We start from the raw sequence: 14,495 nt of genomic DNA, 5'->3' as shown, positions 1-14,495 counted from the left end.
GCCTTCGGCGTGGTCAACGGCTTGGGGCGAGACTCTTGAGTAGGGTTCAGCATTTGGACGATGAGGGGAGGCGGGGTCGATGGCACGACCACCGACGAGTAGGGATCTGGCCCGGCTGGCGGGAGTTTCGCAGGCGACGGTCTCGCGGGTGCTGACCAACAATCCGAAGGTCAACCCGGAAACCCGGGCGCGGGTCCTGCAGGTGCTGAAGGACGCCAACTACACGCCGAACGCGTTGGCGCGCGCGATGAAGACCGGGCGGACCGACACGATCGGCGTGTTCATGACGCGCGTGACCAGCCCGTTCCACGCCGAGTTGCTCGACGAGATCGGGCGCGTGCTCAGTTCGACGGGTCTGCACATGATCCTGTGGAACATCGAGCACGATCCGGAGGAGACGGTCGCGGAGGTGCTTCATCAGCGGCTCGTCGACGGCTTCGTGCTGACCTCGGCGACGTACGACTCGAAGCTGCACACGATGGCGCTCGCCTCGGGTACGCCGACCGTGCTGCTGCACCGCGGGATCGACGAGCTCGAGTGCGACCAGGTCGTCGGCGACAACTGGCAGGGCGCGTACGACGCGGGCAAGTACCTCGTCGACCACGGCCACACCGACATCGGGCTCGTCACGCTCACCCATACCGGCAACACGTCCCGCGACCGCGACCTCGGTTTCCGCGCCGCACTCGCCGACGCCGGCGTGAAGATCAAGCCGAGCAACGTGGTCTCGGTCGGCGTCCCGCATGCCGACGGCCACGCCGCCGCGGTGAAGCTCCTGTCCCGGAAGAATCCGCCGACCGCGATCTACACCGTCACCGATCTGCTCGCCTTCGGCATCCTCGACGGAGCCCGCGCGGTCGGCGCGCGAGTCCCCGACGACGTCTGGGTGATCGGCTTCGACAACACCGAGATGGCCGCCTGGGAATCCTTCGACCTCACCTCGGTCGAGCAACCCACCCACACCATCGTCGAAACTGGCGTAGACCTCCTCCGCCAACGCATAGCCGACCCCGACCGCCCCACCGAGACAGTCACCCTCCCCTGCCCCCTAGCCATCCGAGGCTCAACCGCCAACCGCCACTAGCTCATCGCGGCAAGGGATTGAGCCGAGTCCCCAGCAACAACGCGAACTCCATATAGGCAGCCCGACCCTCGGGAAACCTCCGGCACTCGGCTCGCCAAGCAGACCTGCACGCTGCAGGGAACCCTGCTCGGTCGCTGCATGCCTGCCTGACGACCACCGGGTCCACCTTGGTGATCCGCGTCCCGGCCACGTCGAGCAACGACCCCGCCTGGAGGTAGTACGACAAGGGTTTGGCCGGCTTCTCGATATCGACATGCTCGTAGATCGCGGCTTCCACGTCCGCGATCTCGTGCGCCGCCGTACCGGCCGGAGCTGTCTCCCGGACAGCCTCGACCCCAGCGGCCGTGAAGCATCTGCCTTTCACCGGCGCGAACAGCCCGATGTCGTGCAACATCGCGGCCACGTACAACAGGTCCGAGTCGACGTTCGCCTGCGCCCGGTCCGCGTACGCCAACGCCATCCCGAACCACCACGTCCGCACCGAGTGCTCGAGAAAGCCTGGCCCCAACAGCTGCGCGCCAACCTTCTGCGCCTCGGCACCCCACCCGGTTGCCGGCGGGCTGATTGCCACGCCGGAAGGCAACGGCGCCCCGCGCTTGCCCAGGCAGTACGCCGCCAACTCGATCCCCGTCGTCCCCAACCGCCCCACCACGGTCGGCAACAACCGCAGCCTGTCCTTCGTGCTGAGAACCTCGTTCATTCCGACTTGGACTCCTCCGTGTCCGCACGCCATTGTTCAGCGGTCCGAAGCACCCAGTAGAGCAGGAAGAGTCCTAGCAGAGCGGTCTCGATCCAGAGGATCCCGGAGGACCTGGCGATCAGACCGATCACCAGGCACACGAGCATCGCGGCCGCGATCACCCCGTAGGCACGCGCGAAGTTCCTCCGCTCCCGCACCCCGGCGACCGGCTGGTGACGCTTGCCGCGTGCACTCATGAAAACGATGCCGATGATGACTGCGAACAAGAGCGCGGCCGCGGTGTAGTGCGCATTGCCGTTGAAGCTGTCCGGATCGGCCTTCAACCAGATGATTCCCGCCAGCCAGAGCACCACGGAAGCGACAAACCCGCCGACCTCTGTCCGGCCCCACCTGGCCTCGCGCTTCGCGGTCAGTCCGAGAATCAGTGCGACCAGCAGCGCGACTGCACCGACCACGAAGTACGCGAACATGTTGTTCGCGATGTCCACCGCCGCGCGGCGCGAAACGATCTCTGCGGACGAGCAACTGCCGGCGTTCGGCGTCGGGACGAAGGCAACGACCGGGGCGAGAAGGCCGCCGAGGTTCAGCAGGACGTCCTTGAACGTCGTGGCGCCTTTCAGGACGATCATGCAGGCGCCGACGGTGACCAGCGCACCGATGAACACCGCGTGCACCGGTGTGTAGTAGTACGCGCTGATCGACCCCTGCCAGCAGCCGGTGACCTTGGCCCGCTCCCGCAGGATCGCCACCGCAAGCAGGATCAGAACCGCGATCATCGCGAGCCGCAGGTAGTTGTAGGTCCTCTTCTCGAAATCGTTCCCGGCGGACATAACAGTCCTCTCTCCCTGACAAGACTCCCCTTACCTGTTCGGAGGCTCGGGAGGTCGCGGGAGATACCGTCCTGGGGGTTGTCAGGTCAGCTTCGGGAGGACCTCGGCGAGGACCTTGGCGTGGTCGCTTGGTGTGGGCAGGCCCAGGTTCATGGTGTTGATGCAGAGGTGGGTGGCGCCGAGGTCTCGCCAGCCGGCGGCGAAGGTGGGCCAGTCCTGCTCGGGGACGGCGGCGAGGGTGAGTCTGGCCTCGATGCCGATGGATTCCGGGTCGCGGCCGGCGTCTTCCGCGGCTGCTCGGATCGTGGCGATCTGCTGGCGGGCGTGATCGTCGGGCGGGGACTGCGGCATCCAGCCGTCGCCGATCCGGCCGGTGCGTCGGAGTACGGCGTCTGCGGTGCCGCCGAACCAGACCGGGATCTGGCGGCCGGGCAACGGGTTCAGGCCGGCCTCGACGATCTCGTGGTACTTGCCGTCGTACGAGATCACCGGCTCGGCCCAGAGTTTGCGCAGTACGTCGACCTGCTCCTCCAGAAGCGCTCCACGCTGTTTGAACGGCACGCCGAGCGCTTGGTACTCGACCTGGTTCCACCCGATGCCGACACCGAGCCGCAGCCGGCCACCGCTCAGTACGTCGACCTCGGCGGCCTGCTTCGCCACCAGCGCCGTCTGCCGTTGCGGCAGGATGAGTACGCCGGTCACGAGCTCGAGGGTGGTGGTGATCGCCGCCATGTACCCGAACAGCACGAAAACCTCGTGGAACAAGGACTTGTCGGTGTACCCGGTCCAGCCCGGCCGGTTCGCGGGATCCGCGCCGAGCACGTGGTCGTAGGCGAGCACATGGTTGTACCCAGCCTGCTCCACGGTCGTCGTCCAGTCGCGCACGACCATCGGATCCGCGCCGATCTCGAGCTGGGGGAACACCGCACCGATCTTCACTTCGTAGCCTCCGGCAACAAGTCGATCAATCCCTGAACAGCCAACTCGAACGGCTCCGCTGAGCCGGCCGCTCGAGCCAGCACGTACCCACCCTGCAACACCGCAGCCACCGTCGCCGCGATCCGCTCCGGGTCCAGCGACTCCGGGTACTCACCCGAGCGCTTGCCCTCAGCAACCACCTCGGCCAGCCGCTTCCGCAACCACTCAAACGTCTCAGCGACCGGCGCCCGCAACATCGGGTCCGCAATCACGTCAGGATCCGCCGTCAGTCGCCCGACCTGGCATCCCTTGAGCACATCCCGCTCCCGCTCGAGATACCCGGCGATCCGCTCGCCGGCCGACCCTTCGCCGGTCAGCTGAACATCTGCGGCAGCCCTGAGCTCAGCCCCCGACCGCTCGATAGCCGCCTTCGCCAGCTCCGCCTTCCCCGCGAAGTGGTGATACATACTCCCCTGCCCGGCGTCGGCAGCCCGCTGAATCGCCTTCGGCGAGGTCCCCACATACCCCCGCTCCCACAACAACTCCTGCGTACTACGAATCAACCGCTCCACCGTCTCCACCCCACAACTGTACCCACAGGTACAGCACCTGACTGCCGAGGGAACCCCCAACGGACACCGCTCCGCGGCGACTGTTCTGTCAACCGCCTCCGGCGGGTGCACGGACCGCCCCCTCACTCAACCACCCCGGCGAACACACCCCGCCCACCGACCAACCGGCACCGCTCCGCGGCGGCTGACTAATTAGCCGCCTCCGGCGGCGCGCAAGCCACCCACTCACCCAACCGTCCCGGCTAGCGGACCCGCCCACCGACCAACGGCACCGCTTCGCGGCGGCTGTTCTGTTAGCCGCCTCCGGCGGGTGCACGGACCGCCCCCTCACTCAACCACCCCGGCAAGCACACCACCCCCACCAGCAATCCGACACCGCTTCGCGGCGGCTGCCCTTCTGGCCGCCTCCGGCGGCGTGCACACCCGTCCTTTCGCCCGTCCTCCGCGGCCAAACAAAAACCGTCCCACCGCGCCGACCGCACACCAGTCCACGAACGGACCGGCCAGCCAAACCGGACACCGCGTCGCGGCCGCTGACCTACTAGCCACCTTCGGCGGGGCATGGGCCGCCTACTCGTTCAACTGCCCCGGCAGCAAGCCGCCCCACAAGCAATCCGACACCGCTTGGGGGCGGCTCACTTGTCGGCCGCCTTCGGCGGCGGACCTGTTAGCCGCCTTCGGCGGCGGACCTGTTAGCCGCCTTCGGCGGCGAGGTGGAGCACTCTCATGAGCACGGCCGCCGGCGGGCCAATCGACCGCCCCGAGTCGGACGCCGCTTCGTGGGTATCGCGTTCGGTGGGGTCGTGATTGGGCGGCGCAAACGGGACGGGGACTGCCGGCCCGGCCACCACACCAGATAGCCGGGGGATTCCGCGCGGCTTGGCATCTCAGTAATCCGTTGGTGAGTCTGTGGAGGCACGAATAGTCTCGCGGCATGACCGTCAGCGACTGGAGGGATGGCGGGTTCAGGCAGCGTCGGCCCTCCGCGGAGACGCTCGGCTGGGTTGCGGCGTCGATGGCGCGGGGCAGTCGGGTCGTTGATTATCGCCGAATGACCGGTGGCGTCTGCTCCGCCGTGAATCGGCTGACTGTCGAGCGGCGTGGAGTGCGAACGTTCGTCGTACTGCGGCAGTACCCGGGCGGCCTCGGCCTCCAGGAGCCCTTGGAGAAGGAGATCGCCAACCTCGGTGTGGTGGCGGGCAGCGGGCTCCCAGTTCCGAGAATTCTGGCTACTGACGTTGCGGGTGCTTCGACAAGCGGCTCGCCATCGTTGCTGATGTCACGGTTGCCGGGGCATGTTCACCTCAACCCGGCGGAGCCTCGGTCCTGGCTGACGAGGATCGCGGAGCTCGCCGTCTTGTTGCACTCCCTCGATCTCCCCGCTAAGACGTTCAGACCGTGGACGGATTCCTGGATCGCTCCTCTGGGCGGATTTCAGGTGCCGGGCGACGCACAGAAGCCGGCTGTCTGGAAGGCTGCATTCGATGTCATGGCAGCTCCGCCGCCAAAGGACCCTGCCGTCTTTCTGCACTGCGATCTTCTGCCGGTCAACATGCTGTGGTCGCGCGGGAAAATCACCGGACTGACCGACTGGAACTCCATCCATCGGGGATCGCGCGCGATCGACCTCGGGCATTGTCGGCGATACTTGGCGGCGCTCTACTCGCCCGAGTGGTCGGAGCAGCTTCGGTCGCTCTACGAGTCGATTGCCGGGGTGACTCTCGATCCGTGGTGGGACCTGTATGCCCTGCTGCACTACGACGCCAGCGGGTCGAAGTGGATCCAGGGCCAGGTCGCTGGGCTTCGTCCCGTCGATGTGCCCGGTATGACGTCCCGGGTCGAGGTCGCTGTCGAGTCGGCGTTACGGCGCCTCGGATAACTGCGGATTCCCAGACCGCTAAGGGTGGCGGCCCGCCGCCCACGGGGGCGGCGGGCCACCAGTTCAGCTGACGGTGACGATCTTGTTGACGGTGTATGCCGGGGCGTGATCGGCATCGCCGGGGAAGTACACGCGATAGGCGATCTGGCCGCGAACAGCCGGCTTGATGCCGAAGGCGTACTTGCCGGAGGTGCTGAGCTTGACCGAGGCGATCGACTTCCAGACCTTGCTGCCGTACTGCTGCAGGTACACCGTCTGGCCGTAGTGCGCCGGAACGACGTACCCGCTGAACGCGGTCGTCCCGCCGAGCCGGATCGACGCCGGCGACAGAGTGGCCGAGATCGTCGGCCTGACCTGGACGGTGACGTCGGGGGTACGGGTGCCCATCAGGATCCCGTTGCCAGGGAACGTCAGCATGTAGACCGACGACACGAGCGGCTTGTGCGTCACCGAGAGGGTCCCGGTCGAGGACGACTTCAGCGCTGCAAGCAGCGTGAACTTCGAGGACGTCTTCGGTCGTACGTAGACGTTCACCGGCAATCCGGCGTACGCCAGATTGTCGATCCGCAGCGTGCTGCCCTTGATCGTGATCGCCCCGCCGTAGTTGAGCAGCGTCGACGTCACCGCGATCCCGGACTTCATCCCGAGCAGTTGCTTCACCGCGGCCGGACTGTAGTGACCGGCACGGTCCTTGCTCCAGGCGGCATACGTGTACGTCGTACCTTGCGCGAGCCCGGTGTCCTTCACCACGGTCCCGGTACCCGTGTACACGAGCGTCCCGGTGCTCGGCGTCGGCGCCTTGCTCCCCACGTTCCGCCGTACGATCACCTGATCGAGATCGGTGGTCGGCGGGATCGTCCACGACAGGTTGGCGGCCAGGTAGGCGCCGACCCCGATGAGCTGCACCGGCTTCGGAGCGAGGTCCTCCGTACTGAACACCGAGGTGACCGGCACCATCGGCACCGTGGGATCGAGCGAGACGACACCGTCGGCGACGATCCGGAACGGCGTGGCCTCAGCCAACGGGGACACGGGCGAGATCTCCGCCCGGCGGATGTCGTGGTCGTAGGTGACGGTCGCCGGAATCACCGCACCGGTCTTGCCGTTGAGCAGTTTCACGCCGCCGTTGGTGACACTGTTCTCGTCGACGTTCCGCGGGAAGGTGACCGTGGGCTTGACGAGGACCGAGACACCGGAGGACAGGTTCCCGGGCAGCACGTCGCGGACCGGGTACGCGTCGATCGCCGCCGCGTCAGGGGTGCCGTCGGCGTTCGTGAGCTTCACCGTGTACGGACGGCTGTCCCGGGAGCCGTTGGCGTTCCGGACCGCGACGTACATCGTGCCGGCCGGGACGTTGACGTACGTCGAAGCGGTCAGCGCCTGCGGGATCTCGTAGCCGTCGCCGTCCACCGGAGGCTCCGGCTTCGCGGCATACGCGAGCGGCTTGAGGTCTTCGCCGTACGCCGAGATGACCGGGCCGAAGTTCTGCGCGTAGGTACCCGAGTCGAACATCGGGCCGGTGAGGTCGAGGCGCACCTGGTGGAGCGCGGCCGACGGCAGTTTGTACCAGTCGACGTCGCCTTCGACGCTGATCGTCGAAGACACCGCGACGCCGGCGATCAGCTCACCCGCGCGGGACGGCTGGTCGTTGGTGTCGGCGACACCCTGCGCGAAGTCCGTGGTCCATTTGCCGCCGAGGGCGGCGTAGGCGTCGAGGATGCCTGCGCCGTAGTACGGGTCGTTGCCGCGAGGACCGGCGTCACGGGCGGTGGCCTTCAGGCGGGCCATGACCTGCTCCGGCGTGAGCGTCGGCCACTTGTTGCGGACGAGCGCGGCGACGCCGGCAACGATCGGCGAGGAGAACGACGTACCGGCGAGGCCGAGGAAGTACGGCTCGTAGCCGGCCGGGGTTCCGGCGCGGGGCGAGGTGCTGGTGATGTCGTAGCCCGGGGCGGCGAGGTCGACGGAGTCGCCGTACGTGCTGAAGCTGGTCAGTACGCCGGCCGCGTTCGTCGCGCCGACCGACAGGACCTCCGGGTACGCCGCCGGGTAGTGCAGCGACGAGTCGCCGGTGTTGCCGGCCGCGGCGACCAGTACGACGCCCTTGGCGACCGCGTTCTGGATCGCGGTGTGCAGGATCGGGTCGTCGCCCTCACCGCCGAGCGACATGTTGATCACCCGGACGCCGTTCTTGACCGCCCAGTTGATGCCGTTGATCACGTTGGTGTCGTCGCCCGAGCCGGTGTCGTCGAGCACCTTGACCGGACGGACCTTGGCGTTCCACGCCACGCCCGCGATGCCGAGGCTGTTGGAGGTGCCGGCCGCGATGATGCCGGTGGTCGCCGTACCGTGGCCGTCGCCGTCGTTCGGCGGGAGCGCGCTGTTGAAGGTGTTGTACCCGGGCAGCAGGTGACCGGCCAGGTCCGGGTGGCCCGCGTCGACGCCGGTGTCGAGAACACCGATCGTCTGGTTGCCGGCGCTCTTCGAGAGATCCCACGCCTTGTCGACGCGGACGGTCGACAGGTACTTCTGGTAGTTCGCGTACAGCCAGTCGTTCGGGATGGCGGACTTCTGCCGGATGTAGTTGAGCGAGGCAAGCTCCACCGACGGGTCGGCCTTGAACTTCTTCAGCAGCTCGGGCGCCGGGGTGTCACCGGTGACCTTGACGACGTCCGCGGTGACGGACACGTCTGGTGTCCCCTTGGCCTTGGCCACCGCGGCCTTGCGGGCCGAGGTTGTCGCCTTCGGCTTGAACTGCACGATCACCGACTTCGGGTCGTACTTCGGACCACTCGCCGCGGCAGGCTGGAACTTCGCCTGCCGCACATTCGGCTCGGCGGACACCGCAGCGTTACCGGATGAACCGGTAACCACCACCACTGACCCCGCAACCAGCGCAGCCGGCAGAGCCAGCCGCAGGAAACGCGCCTTACGCAACACCGCAACTCCCAAGACCTCATAAGGGCGGATCGGGCCAGATGTGGCCCCGGCGGTAAATCGCGCGGATCTCAGTCGGCGTTACAGGTTCTGCAACTTCCTGCAATTGAGACCTGTGGAGCGGTACTTTCCCTGACGTGATCCGGATCGAGTCGTACGACGCCGCGTGGGCGGACCGGTTCGCCGAACTCGGCCACGGGCTGCGTGACGCGCTCGGGGACGTCGCACTGCGGATCGACCACATCGGCTCCACCGCCGTACCCGGTCTCGCCGCCAAGCCGATCGTCGACATCCAAATCTCCGTCGCTGCTCTCGAGCCGGTCGATCCGTTTCGAGGGCCGTTGGAGGCGTGTGGATACGTATACCGTCCCGACAACACCGAACGCACCAAGAGGTACTTCCGCGAACCACCCGGCACGCCGCGCACCCACATCCACGTACGCAAGCTAGGCAGCTTCTCCCAACAGTTCCCGCTACTCCTGCGCGACTACCTCCGCACCCACCCCGAGGAGTTGGCTCCCTACGAGTCGCTCAAGCGCTCGCTAGCCGCCCAACACCCCGACGACCGCGCCGCCTACACCAACGCCAAACTCCCCTGGTTCTGGCAAACCATCCGCCGCGCAGACACCTGGTCCCAACAAGCCGGCTGGGAACCCGCCCCCTCAGACGCCTGACGCGAGCGTGCGTCCACATCACCCCTCGGCACCCGCTCCTCAGGCAGATGCCTCTCCCGTCGGGCCCAACCAACCCCCGGTCGCGTCCCGCGCAGGCTGGCCCCACAAGCCAACCGTCATCCGCCTCACCAACAGCCGCCGCGGAGCCGCGTCAGTTCGCGCAGGCACCTCCACCGCGCCGACCGCGTGAGCGGATGTCCGTGCCCCCGCCGGAGGCGCAAAGGACAGTCGCCGCGAAGCGGTGTCCATTCGTGGCACCACATCCACCCCGCCGAACACCTGAGCGCGTGTGCCGCCTCCGGCACAGCGCCGAAGGCGCCGAAAGAACTGTCGCCGCGAAGCGGAGTCCTTGTGGGAACCGATAGTCTCGGGCGCCATGAGCACCAGTGTCGCCATCGCGGTGATTACCTTCAGGCGACCTGCTCTGTTGCGGGGGTTATTGACCAGTTTGCAGGCTCAGGAACTGCCCGCGGACTCGGATTATGCGATCCGGATCGTGGTGGTGGACAACGACGCGGACGGGTCGGCGGCGGCGGTGCTGGAGGAGTTCGGCGCAGGTACGCCGTACCCGATTCAATCGGTGGTCGAACCGGAGCCGGGGATCCCCTTCGCGCGGGAGAAATCGGTCGAGCTGTGCTGGAACGACGACGCCCTGATCTTCGTGGACGACGACGAGACCGCCCCGGCCGGCTGGCTCGGAAAGCTTCTGCACGCGTGGGAGTCCACCGGCGCCGACGTCGTCACCGGCCCGGTGAAGGGCAACCTCCCGCCCGGTGCGCCGCCCTGGAACCACTACAGCGACGTACACGACTCGACCGGCAAGCACACCACCGGCGAGGAGCTCCGCAAGGCGTACACGAACAACACGCTGGTCAGCCGCCGCGTCTACCACGCGGTCACGCCCGGATTCCATCCCGCGTTCCGCTACACCGGCTCCAGCGACCTGCACTTCTTCCTCCGCGTACACCGGGCCGGCTTCCGGATCGTGTGGTGCGAGGAGGCGTGCATCGCGGAGGAGGTGCCGGTCGGCCGGACCACGCTGCACTGGCTGGTACGCCGTGCGTTCCGCTCCGGCTCCGGCGACACGATCAGCCGCCTGCTGATCCGCCCGGGCGCGATCAGCTACGTGCTCGTGCTGGCCTATGCTTCGGCGCGGGTGATCTCGGCGATCGGGTTCGCCCTCGCCGGGCTGCTGCTCGGCCGGAAGACGCACCTGCTGAAGGCAGTCCGCCGGTTCTTCTCGGGCGTCGGCAGTCTCGCGGGGATAGTAGGGATCAACCATGACGAGTACCGGGAACGGCACGGGTCCGGCCACGGCCCCGGACCGGCCGACGGTGGCGGAGCTGTGCCGGGCGATCTGGCAGGTGGAGACGGACCTGGGGCTGCTCGAGTGGCAGACGAAAGGCGCTCACCCCTGGCCGATCATCCGGATGCGCGTCTTCCATGAGCTGACCCGCCGCACCGGCATCCACGGCGCACCCCATCCGGTACGACGCACGCCGTACGACAAGGCCGCTCTGGTCGCCAAGCATGTCGCCGGGATCGTCACCCGCTCGCCGTTCCCCGGCCGGTACGACGCCCTCGTCGTACCGCATCCGCGGAAACCGAACGGTGTTGAGATCTACACCGACGTACTCCGCGCATCGCTCGGCGACCGCGCTCTGATCCTCGACTCGGGTATCAACGGCACCCCGCTCCCCGGCAGTAAGAACCTGGACTTCTTCACCTCCGCCGCCGGTGCGATCCACCCCCGGACGACGGACGACCGAGGGATCAGCCAAGCACTACAACAAATCACCGGCGTCCGGGTCCCGGTCGGCGCGATCCTTGCGCGCGAAGTCCCGAAACACCTGCGACTGCGCGCCCTCTACCGCTCGCTGCTCAAGCGGCATCGGATCAAGACCGTGTACGTCGTCGTCGCGTACTTCCACCAGCACATCGTCGGCGCCGCTCGCGACCTCGGGATCCGCGTGGTCGAGCTGCAGCACGGCGCGATCAGCCCGTTCCACCTCGGCTACAGCTACCCAGGCCGGCCGACGGTCGCCGATCAGCCGGACGAGCTGTGGTGCTTCGGGTCGTACTGGACCGACGTCGCGGATCTGCCCGCGGGGATGCGGACCGAGGTCATCGGCGCGACGTTCCTGCCGACGCCGGGACCGAAGGATCCGCGGCGGGTGGTGTTCCTGTCGCAGGGGACGGTCGGAGCGGAGCTGGTGCAGGTCGCGGACGCGGTGGCGAAGGAAGATCCATCGCTCGACGTCGTGTACCGGCTGCACCCGAGCGAGCGTCCCGAGGACTACACGATCCCGTCCGGGGTGCAGCTGTCGACCGGCGGCAGCACGCTGGATCTGCTCGCCACGGCGACGTACCAGGTCGGGGTCTCGACGACGGCGCTGTTCGAGGGCATGGCGCTCGGCTGCCGTACGGCGGTCGCGGACCTGCCCGGGCACGAGTACCTGGCCCCGGCAATCGCCCGCGGCCACGCCGTACTCCTGTCCCAGCCGTCCGACCTCAGCAGCGCCCCCCTCTGCCCAACCCCCGACATCTACTACGCCCCGGCACGGCGGGTGGGGTTAGGGCTGGCGGCCGAGGAGGCCTAGGAGGCGGTTCTGGAGTGGGGCGTCGGGCGCGACGGGTACCTCAGCGCCGTACACCTCGATGCCCTCGCCGAATGCGCCGGGCGTGCGGTACTTCGCCATCAGGTCCGGCGGGATCGCTGCCGCTGTCGCCCAGAGTCGCTCGATGTCGACCGGCTCGATCGTCTCGTCCTGACCGGTCGCGCGGGCGAGGTCCCAGCCGTGGAGGACGAGGTCGTCGGAGATCACCTGATCGATGTGCTGCTCGGTCGTCATCCGGCCGCCCGGCGTATCGCTCTCACTCAACGCGGCGACGGGATCGTCGAGGACATCCTCGATCGCGGCGCGCGCCTCCTGGAAGGCGGTCAGCGGATCGTCCGACGGCTCTAGCTTCCGGGCGACCGGGATCAGCATCACACCGTGCATCGTGACGACATGCTCGACCACGTCCCGCGCGGTCCATTTCACGCACGGCGACTGGTTCTCCCACTGGTCCGGCGCCACGGCCGCAACCTTCCGCTCGAACGCCTCGGCCCGCCGCCGGTACCGCTCCGCGATCTCGCCCATGGAACGCATCTTGCCCATCTGCCGGCCGTAAGAACAGGAGGTAGTCCATCCCTCCCCGCTGGGCCCGGCGTCTAGCCAGCGTGAAACGGCGACTACCTCCTGTCGTTAGCGCCGAAGACTGTCGGTGGGGACTTCTAGGGTCGTTGGGGTGCGGATGGTTGAGTTGGGGCGGACGGGGTTGCGGGTCAGTGAGTTGGGGTTGGGACTTGCTTCGATCGGGGGGATGTTTGCGGCCGTTCCGCAGCAGCAGGCGGTGGCGACGATTGATCGGGCCTGGGAGTTGGGGGTTCGGCTGTTCGACACCGCGCCGGTCTATGGGTACGGCGTGTCCGAGCAGCGGGCCGGCCTCGCGTTGCGCGGTCGATCACGGGGCGAGTTCGTGCTGTGCAGCAAGGTCGGGCGGCTGATCGAGCCGGGCGGCCCGGATCTGCAGCCGATCTGGGCCGAGCCGCCGGCCGGGATCGGGCCGAGGCTCGATTACTCGTACGCCGCGACGATCCGATCGCTCGAGGCCAGCCTCGAACGGATGGGGATCGATCGGATCGACATCCTGCACATCCACGACCCTGAGCTCGACTACCTGACCGCGTCCACCGAGGCGTTCCGGGCGCTCACCGAGCTCCGGGGGCGCGGCACGATCGGGGCGATCTCGCTCGGCGTGAATCATGCGGATGTGGCGGCGCGCTTCCTCCGGGAGACCTCTGGAGTCGACTGCATCCTGCTCGCCGGGCGGTACACGCTCCTCGACCAGAGCGGTGAGGACGAGCTCCTGCCGCTGTGCGAGAAGCTCGATGTCGCCGTGCTCGCCGCCGGGGTGTTCCAGGGCGGGGTCCTCGCCGACACCGCGGACGGCGCGCCCCACGGATACGAGCGGGTCCCGAAGGACGTGCTCCGCCGGATCGACGTACTGCGGGAGCTGTGCCGGCGGTACGACGTACCGCTGCTGGCGGCTGCGGTGCAGTTCCCGTTGAGGCACCCCGCCGTACCGGCCGTGGTCGTCGGCGCGCGGAGCCCGCGGGAGATCACCGAGATCGCGGCGTGGCTGGATCACGAGATCCCCGATGCGTTCTGGGCCGGTCTAAGGTCTCGGCTATGAGGTACATGCTGCTGCACAAGACCAATGACAATCTCGAGGCGGGTAATCCGCCCGACCCGGAGATCCTCGAGCGGGCGGATGCCGTGCTCGAGGAGATGCGTCAGGCCGGAGTGCTGGTGCTCGGTGAGGGGCTGATGCCGAGTTCGCGTGGTGCGCGGGTCACGTTCCCGGTGCCGGGTCAGCCGCGGGTGATCGACGGGCCGTTCGCCGAGACCAAGGAACTCGTCGCGGGCGTCTCGATCATCCGCGTCGACTCGAAGGAGGAGGCCGTCCAGTGGGCCCTCCGCTTCGCCGAGGCCGACCCCTACACCCCGATCGACATCCTGGAGATCGCGGGCTGACGCTGCAGGTGCAGGTCCCGCTGATCTTCACTCGGTCAGAGTGCCCTCTTCGGCCACGACGAGCGAGTCGATTGCCGCGAAGAACCGGGCGATCCCAGGAAGGTTCGGGCCCTTCTCGCTGGAGGTGGCGTAGTCCTCCGGCGTCGCCCACTCGACGATGTCCAGCCACTCGTTGTCGGGCAGCTGCACCAACCGCGCGCCCAGGAATCCAGCTCGATCAGCCTCGAAGTCCTTCAGCATGTCGACCCTGGCGGCCAGCAGCTCCTCGGTCTTCTCGGCGAGCACGCGGAAGCGGGTCAGTTCGACGGTGGTCATCGGGTT

General features: G+C 67.8%; 14 protein-coding genes. 7 read left to right on the top strand and 7 right to left on the bottom strand.

Annotation, left to right across the window (positions count from 1 at the left end; genetic code table 11):
* Nucleotides 1-79 precede the first annotated feature (79 nt).
* Nucleotides 80-1,084, top strand: coding sequence for a LacI family DNA-binding transcriptional regulator (locus tag ACQPYH_RS03930; protein WP_432886646.1), 1,005 nt, complete (start codon nt 80-82; stop codon nt 1,082-1,084).
* A gap of 1 nt (nt 1,085) precedes the next feature.
* Here the strand turns inward: ACQPYH_RS03930 and ACQPYH_RS03925 are convergent, their stop codons facing one another.
* The 4 genes from ACQPYH_RS03925 to ACQPYH_RS03910 all read right to left on the bottom strand — a co-directional run bounded on the left by ACQPYH_RS03925 (nt 1,086) and on the right by ACQPYH_RS03910 (nt 4,113).
* The gene (locus ACQPYH_RS03925) at nt 1,086-1,784 is read right to left on the bottom strand and encodes an HD domain-containing protein (RefSeq protein ID WP_432886643.1); all 699 of its coding nucleotides are present in this window, start codon (nt 1,782-1,784) and stop codon (nt 1,086-1,088) included.
* Nucleotides 1,781-2,614 carry a hypothetical protein gene (locus tag ACQPYH_RS03920; RefSeq protein ID WP_432886640.1) on the bottom strand — a complete coding sequence of 278 codons (834 nt, stop codon included), beginning with the start codon at nt 2,612-2,614 and terminating at the stop codon, nt 1,781-1,783. The genes ACQPYH_RS03925 and ACQPYH_RS03920 overlap by 4 nt, the downstream gene beginning before the upstream one ends.
* An 81-nt stretch (nt 2,615-2,695) precedes the next feature.
* Complete coding sequence (locus ACQPYH_RS03915) at nt 2,696-3,553, bottom strand: LLM class F420-dependent oxidoreductase (protein ID WP_432886637.1); 858 nt, start codon at nt 3,551-3,553, stop codon at nt 2,696-2,698.
* Nucleotides 3,550-4,113: a TetR/AcrR family transcriptional regulator gene (locus ACQPYH_RS03910; protein WP_432886634.1), complete on the bottom strand. Its 564-nt coding sequence runs from the start codon at nt 4,111-4,113 to the stop codon at nt 3,550-3,552. The genes ACQPYH_RS03915 and ACQPYH_RS03910 overlap by 4 nt, the downstream gene beginning before the upstream one ends.
* 925 nt (nt 4,114-5,038) lie before the next feature.
* Between ACQPYH_RS03910 and ACQPYH_RS03905 the strand changes: the two genes are divergently transcribed.
* Nucleotides 5,039-5,983, top strand: coding sequence for a phosphotransferase family protein (locus tag ACQPYH_RS03905; protein ID WP_432886631.1), 945 nt, complete (start codon nt 5,039-5,041; stop codon nt 5,981-5,983).
* A 63-nt stretch (nt 5,984-6,046) separates the two neighbouring features.
* Here the strand turns inward: ACQPYH_RS03905 and ACQPYH_RS03900 are convergent, their stop codons facing one another.
* Nucleotides 6,047-8,920 carry a S8 family serine peptidase gene (locus ACQPYH_RS03900; protein ID WP_432886628.1) on the bottom strand — a complete coding sequence of 958 codons (2,874 nt, stop codon included), beginning with the start codon at nt 8,918-8,920 and terminating at the stop codon, nt 6,047-6,049.
* A gap of 137 nt (nt 8,921-9,057) precedes the next feature.
* Here ACQPYH_RS03900 and ACQPYH_RS03895 point away from each other — a divergent pair, with 137 nt between their 5' ends.
* The 3 genes from ACQPYH_RS03895 (at nt 9,058) to ACQPYH_RS03885 (ending at nt 12,194) form a co-directional block, all read left to right on the top strand.
* Nucleotides 9,058-9,594 (top strand): GrpB family protein, encoded by a 537-nt coding sequence (locus ACQPYH_RS03895; protein WP_432886625.1) that lies wholly within the window; start codon nt 9,058-9,060, stop codon nt 9,592-9,594.
* Between the two features lie 376 nt (nt 9,595-9,970).
* On the top strand, nt 9,971-11,041 hold the full coding sequence (locus ACQPYH_RS03890; RefSeq protein ID WP_432886622.1) for a glycosyltransferase: 1,071 nt from the start codon (nt 9,971-9,973) through the stop codon (nt 11,039-11,041).
* Complete coding sequence (locus ACQPYH_RS03885; protein ID WP_432894335.1) at nt 11,025-12,194, top strand: hypothetical protein; 1,170 nt, start codon at nt 11,025-11,027, stop codon at nt 12,192-12,194. The genes ACQPYH_RS03890 and ACQPYH_RS03885 overlap by 17 nt, the downstream gene beginning before the upstream one ends.
* Here the strand turns inward: ACQPYH_RS03885 and ACQPYH_RS03880 are convergent.
* Entirely contained in the window at nt 12,168-12,737 is a 570-nt protein-coding gene (locus ACQPYH_RS03880; RefSeq protein WP_432886619.1) for a TIGR03086 family metal-binding protein, read from the bottom strand. The genes ACQPYH_RS03885 and ACQPYH_RS03880 overlap by 27 nt on opposite strands.
* Before the next feature lie 223 nt (nt 12,738-12,960).
* Between ACQPYH_RS03880 and ACQPYH_RS03875 the strand changes: the two genes are divergently transcribed.
* Together ACQPYH_RS03875 and ACQPYH_RS03870 are read left to right on the top strand one after the other, a co-directional pair.
* Nucleotides 12,961-13,833 carry an aldo/keto reductase gene (locus ACQPYH_RS03875; protein ID WP_432886616.1) on the top strand — a complete coding sequence of 291 codons (873 nt, stop codon included), beginning with the start codon at nt 12,961-12,963 and terminating at the stop codon, nt 13,831-13,833.
* Complete coding sequence (locus ACQPYH_RS03870) at nt 13,830-14,174, top strand: YciI family protein (RefSeq protein ID WP_130446075.1); 345 nt, start codon at nt 13,830-13,832, stop codon at nt 14,172-14,174. The genes ACQPYH_RS03875 and ACQPYH_RS03870 overlap by 4 nt, the downstream gene beginning before the upstream one ends.
* A 27-nt stretch (nt 14,175-14,201) precedes the next feature.
* On the opposite strand, the gene ACQPYH_RS03865 is transcribed toward ACQPYH_RS03870, so the two are convergent.
* Entirely contained in the window at nt 14,202-14,489 is a 288-nt protein-coding gene (locus ACQPYH_RS03865; RefSeq protein ID WP_432886613.1) for a hypothetical protein, read from the bottom strand.
* Between the last annotated feature and the right edge of the window lie 6 nt (nt 14,490-14,495).

Source organism: Kribbella sp. CA-245084 (assembly GCF_050942355.1).
GTDB lineage: Bacteria > Actinomycetota > Actinomycetes > Propionibacteriales > Kribbellaceae > Kribbella.
Note: the sequence above shows the minus strand (reverse complement) of the source record. Positions and strands in the feature narration are given on the sequence as shown.

Bases quoted from the DNA above. Each gene is read 5' to 3' on its own strand.
- ACQPYH_RS03890 (WP_432886622.1), top strand. From the start codon at position 9,971: ATGAGCACCAGTGTCGCCATCGCGGTGATTACCTTCAGGCGACCTGCT.
- ACQPYH_RS03930 (WP_432886646.1), top strand. From the start codon at position 80: ATGGCACGACCACCGACGAGTAGGGATCTGGCCCGGCTGGCGGGAGTT.
- ACQPYH_RS03870 (WP_130446075.1), top strand. From the start codon at position 13,830: ATGAGGTACATGCTGCTGCACAAGACCAATGACAATCTCGAGGCGGGT.
- ACQPYH_RS03885 (WP_432894335.1), top strand. From the start codon at position 11,025: ATGCGCGTCTTCCATGAGCTGACCCGCCGCACCGGCATCCACGGCGCA.
- ACQPYH_RS03905 (WP_432886631.1), top strand. From the start codon at position 5,039: ATGACCGTCAGCGACTGGAGGGATGGCGGGTTCAGGCAGCGTCGGCCC.
- ACQPYH_RS03920 (WP_432886640.1), bottom strand. From the start codon at position 2,614: ATGTCCGCCGGGAACGATTTCGAGAAGAGGACCTACAACTACCTGCGG.
- ACQPYH_RS03925 (WP_432886643.1), bottom strand. From the start codon at position 1,784: ATGAACGAGGTTCTCAGCACGAAGGACAGGCTGCGGTTGTTGCCGACC.
- ACQPYH_RS03875 (WP_432886616.1), top strand. From the start codon at position 12,961: ATGTTTGCGGCCGTTCCGCAGCAGCAGGCGGTGGCGACGATTGATCGG.
- ACQPYH_RS03865 (WP_432886613.1), bottom strand. From the start codon at position 14,489: ATGACCACCGTCGAACTGACCCGCTTCCGCGTGCTCGCCGAGAAGACC.
- ACQPYH_RS03880 (WP_432886619.1), bottom strand. From the start codon at position 12,737: ATGGGCGAGATCGCGGAGCGGTACCGGCGGCGGGCCGAGGCGTTCGAG.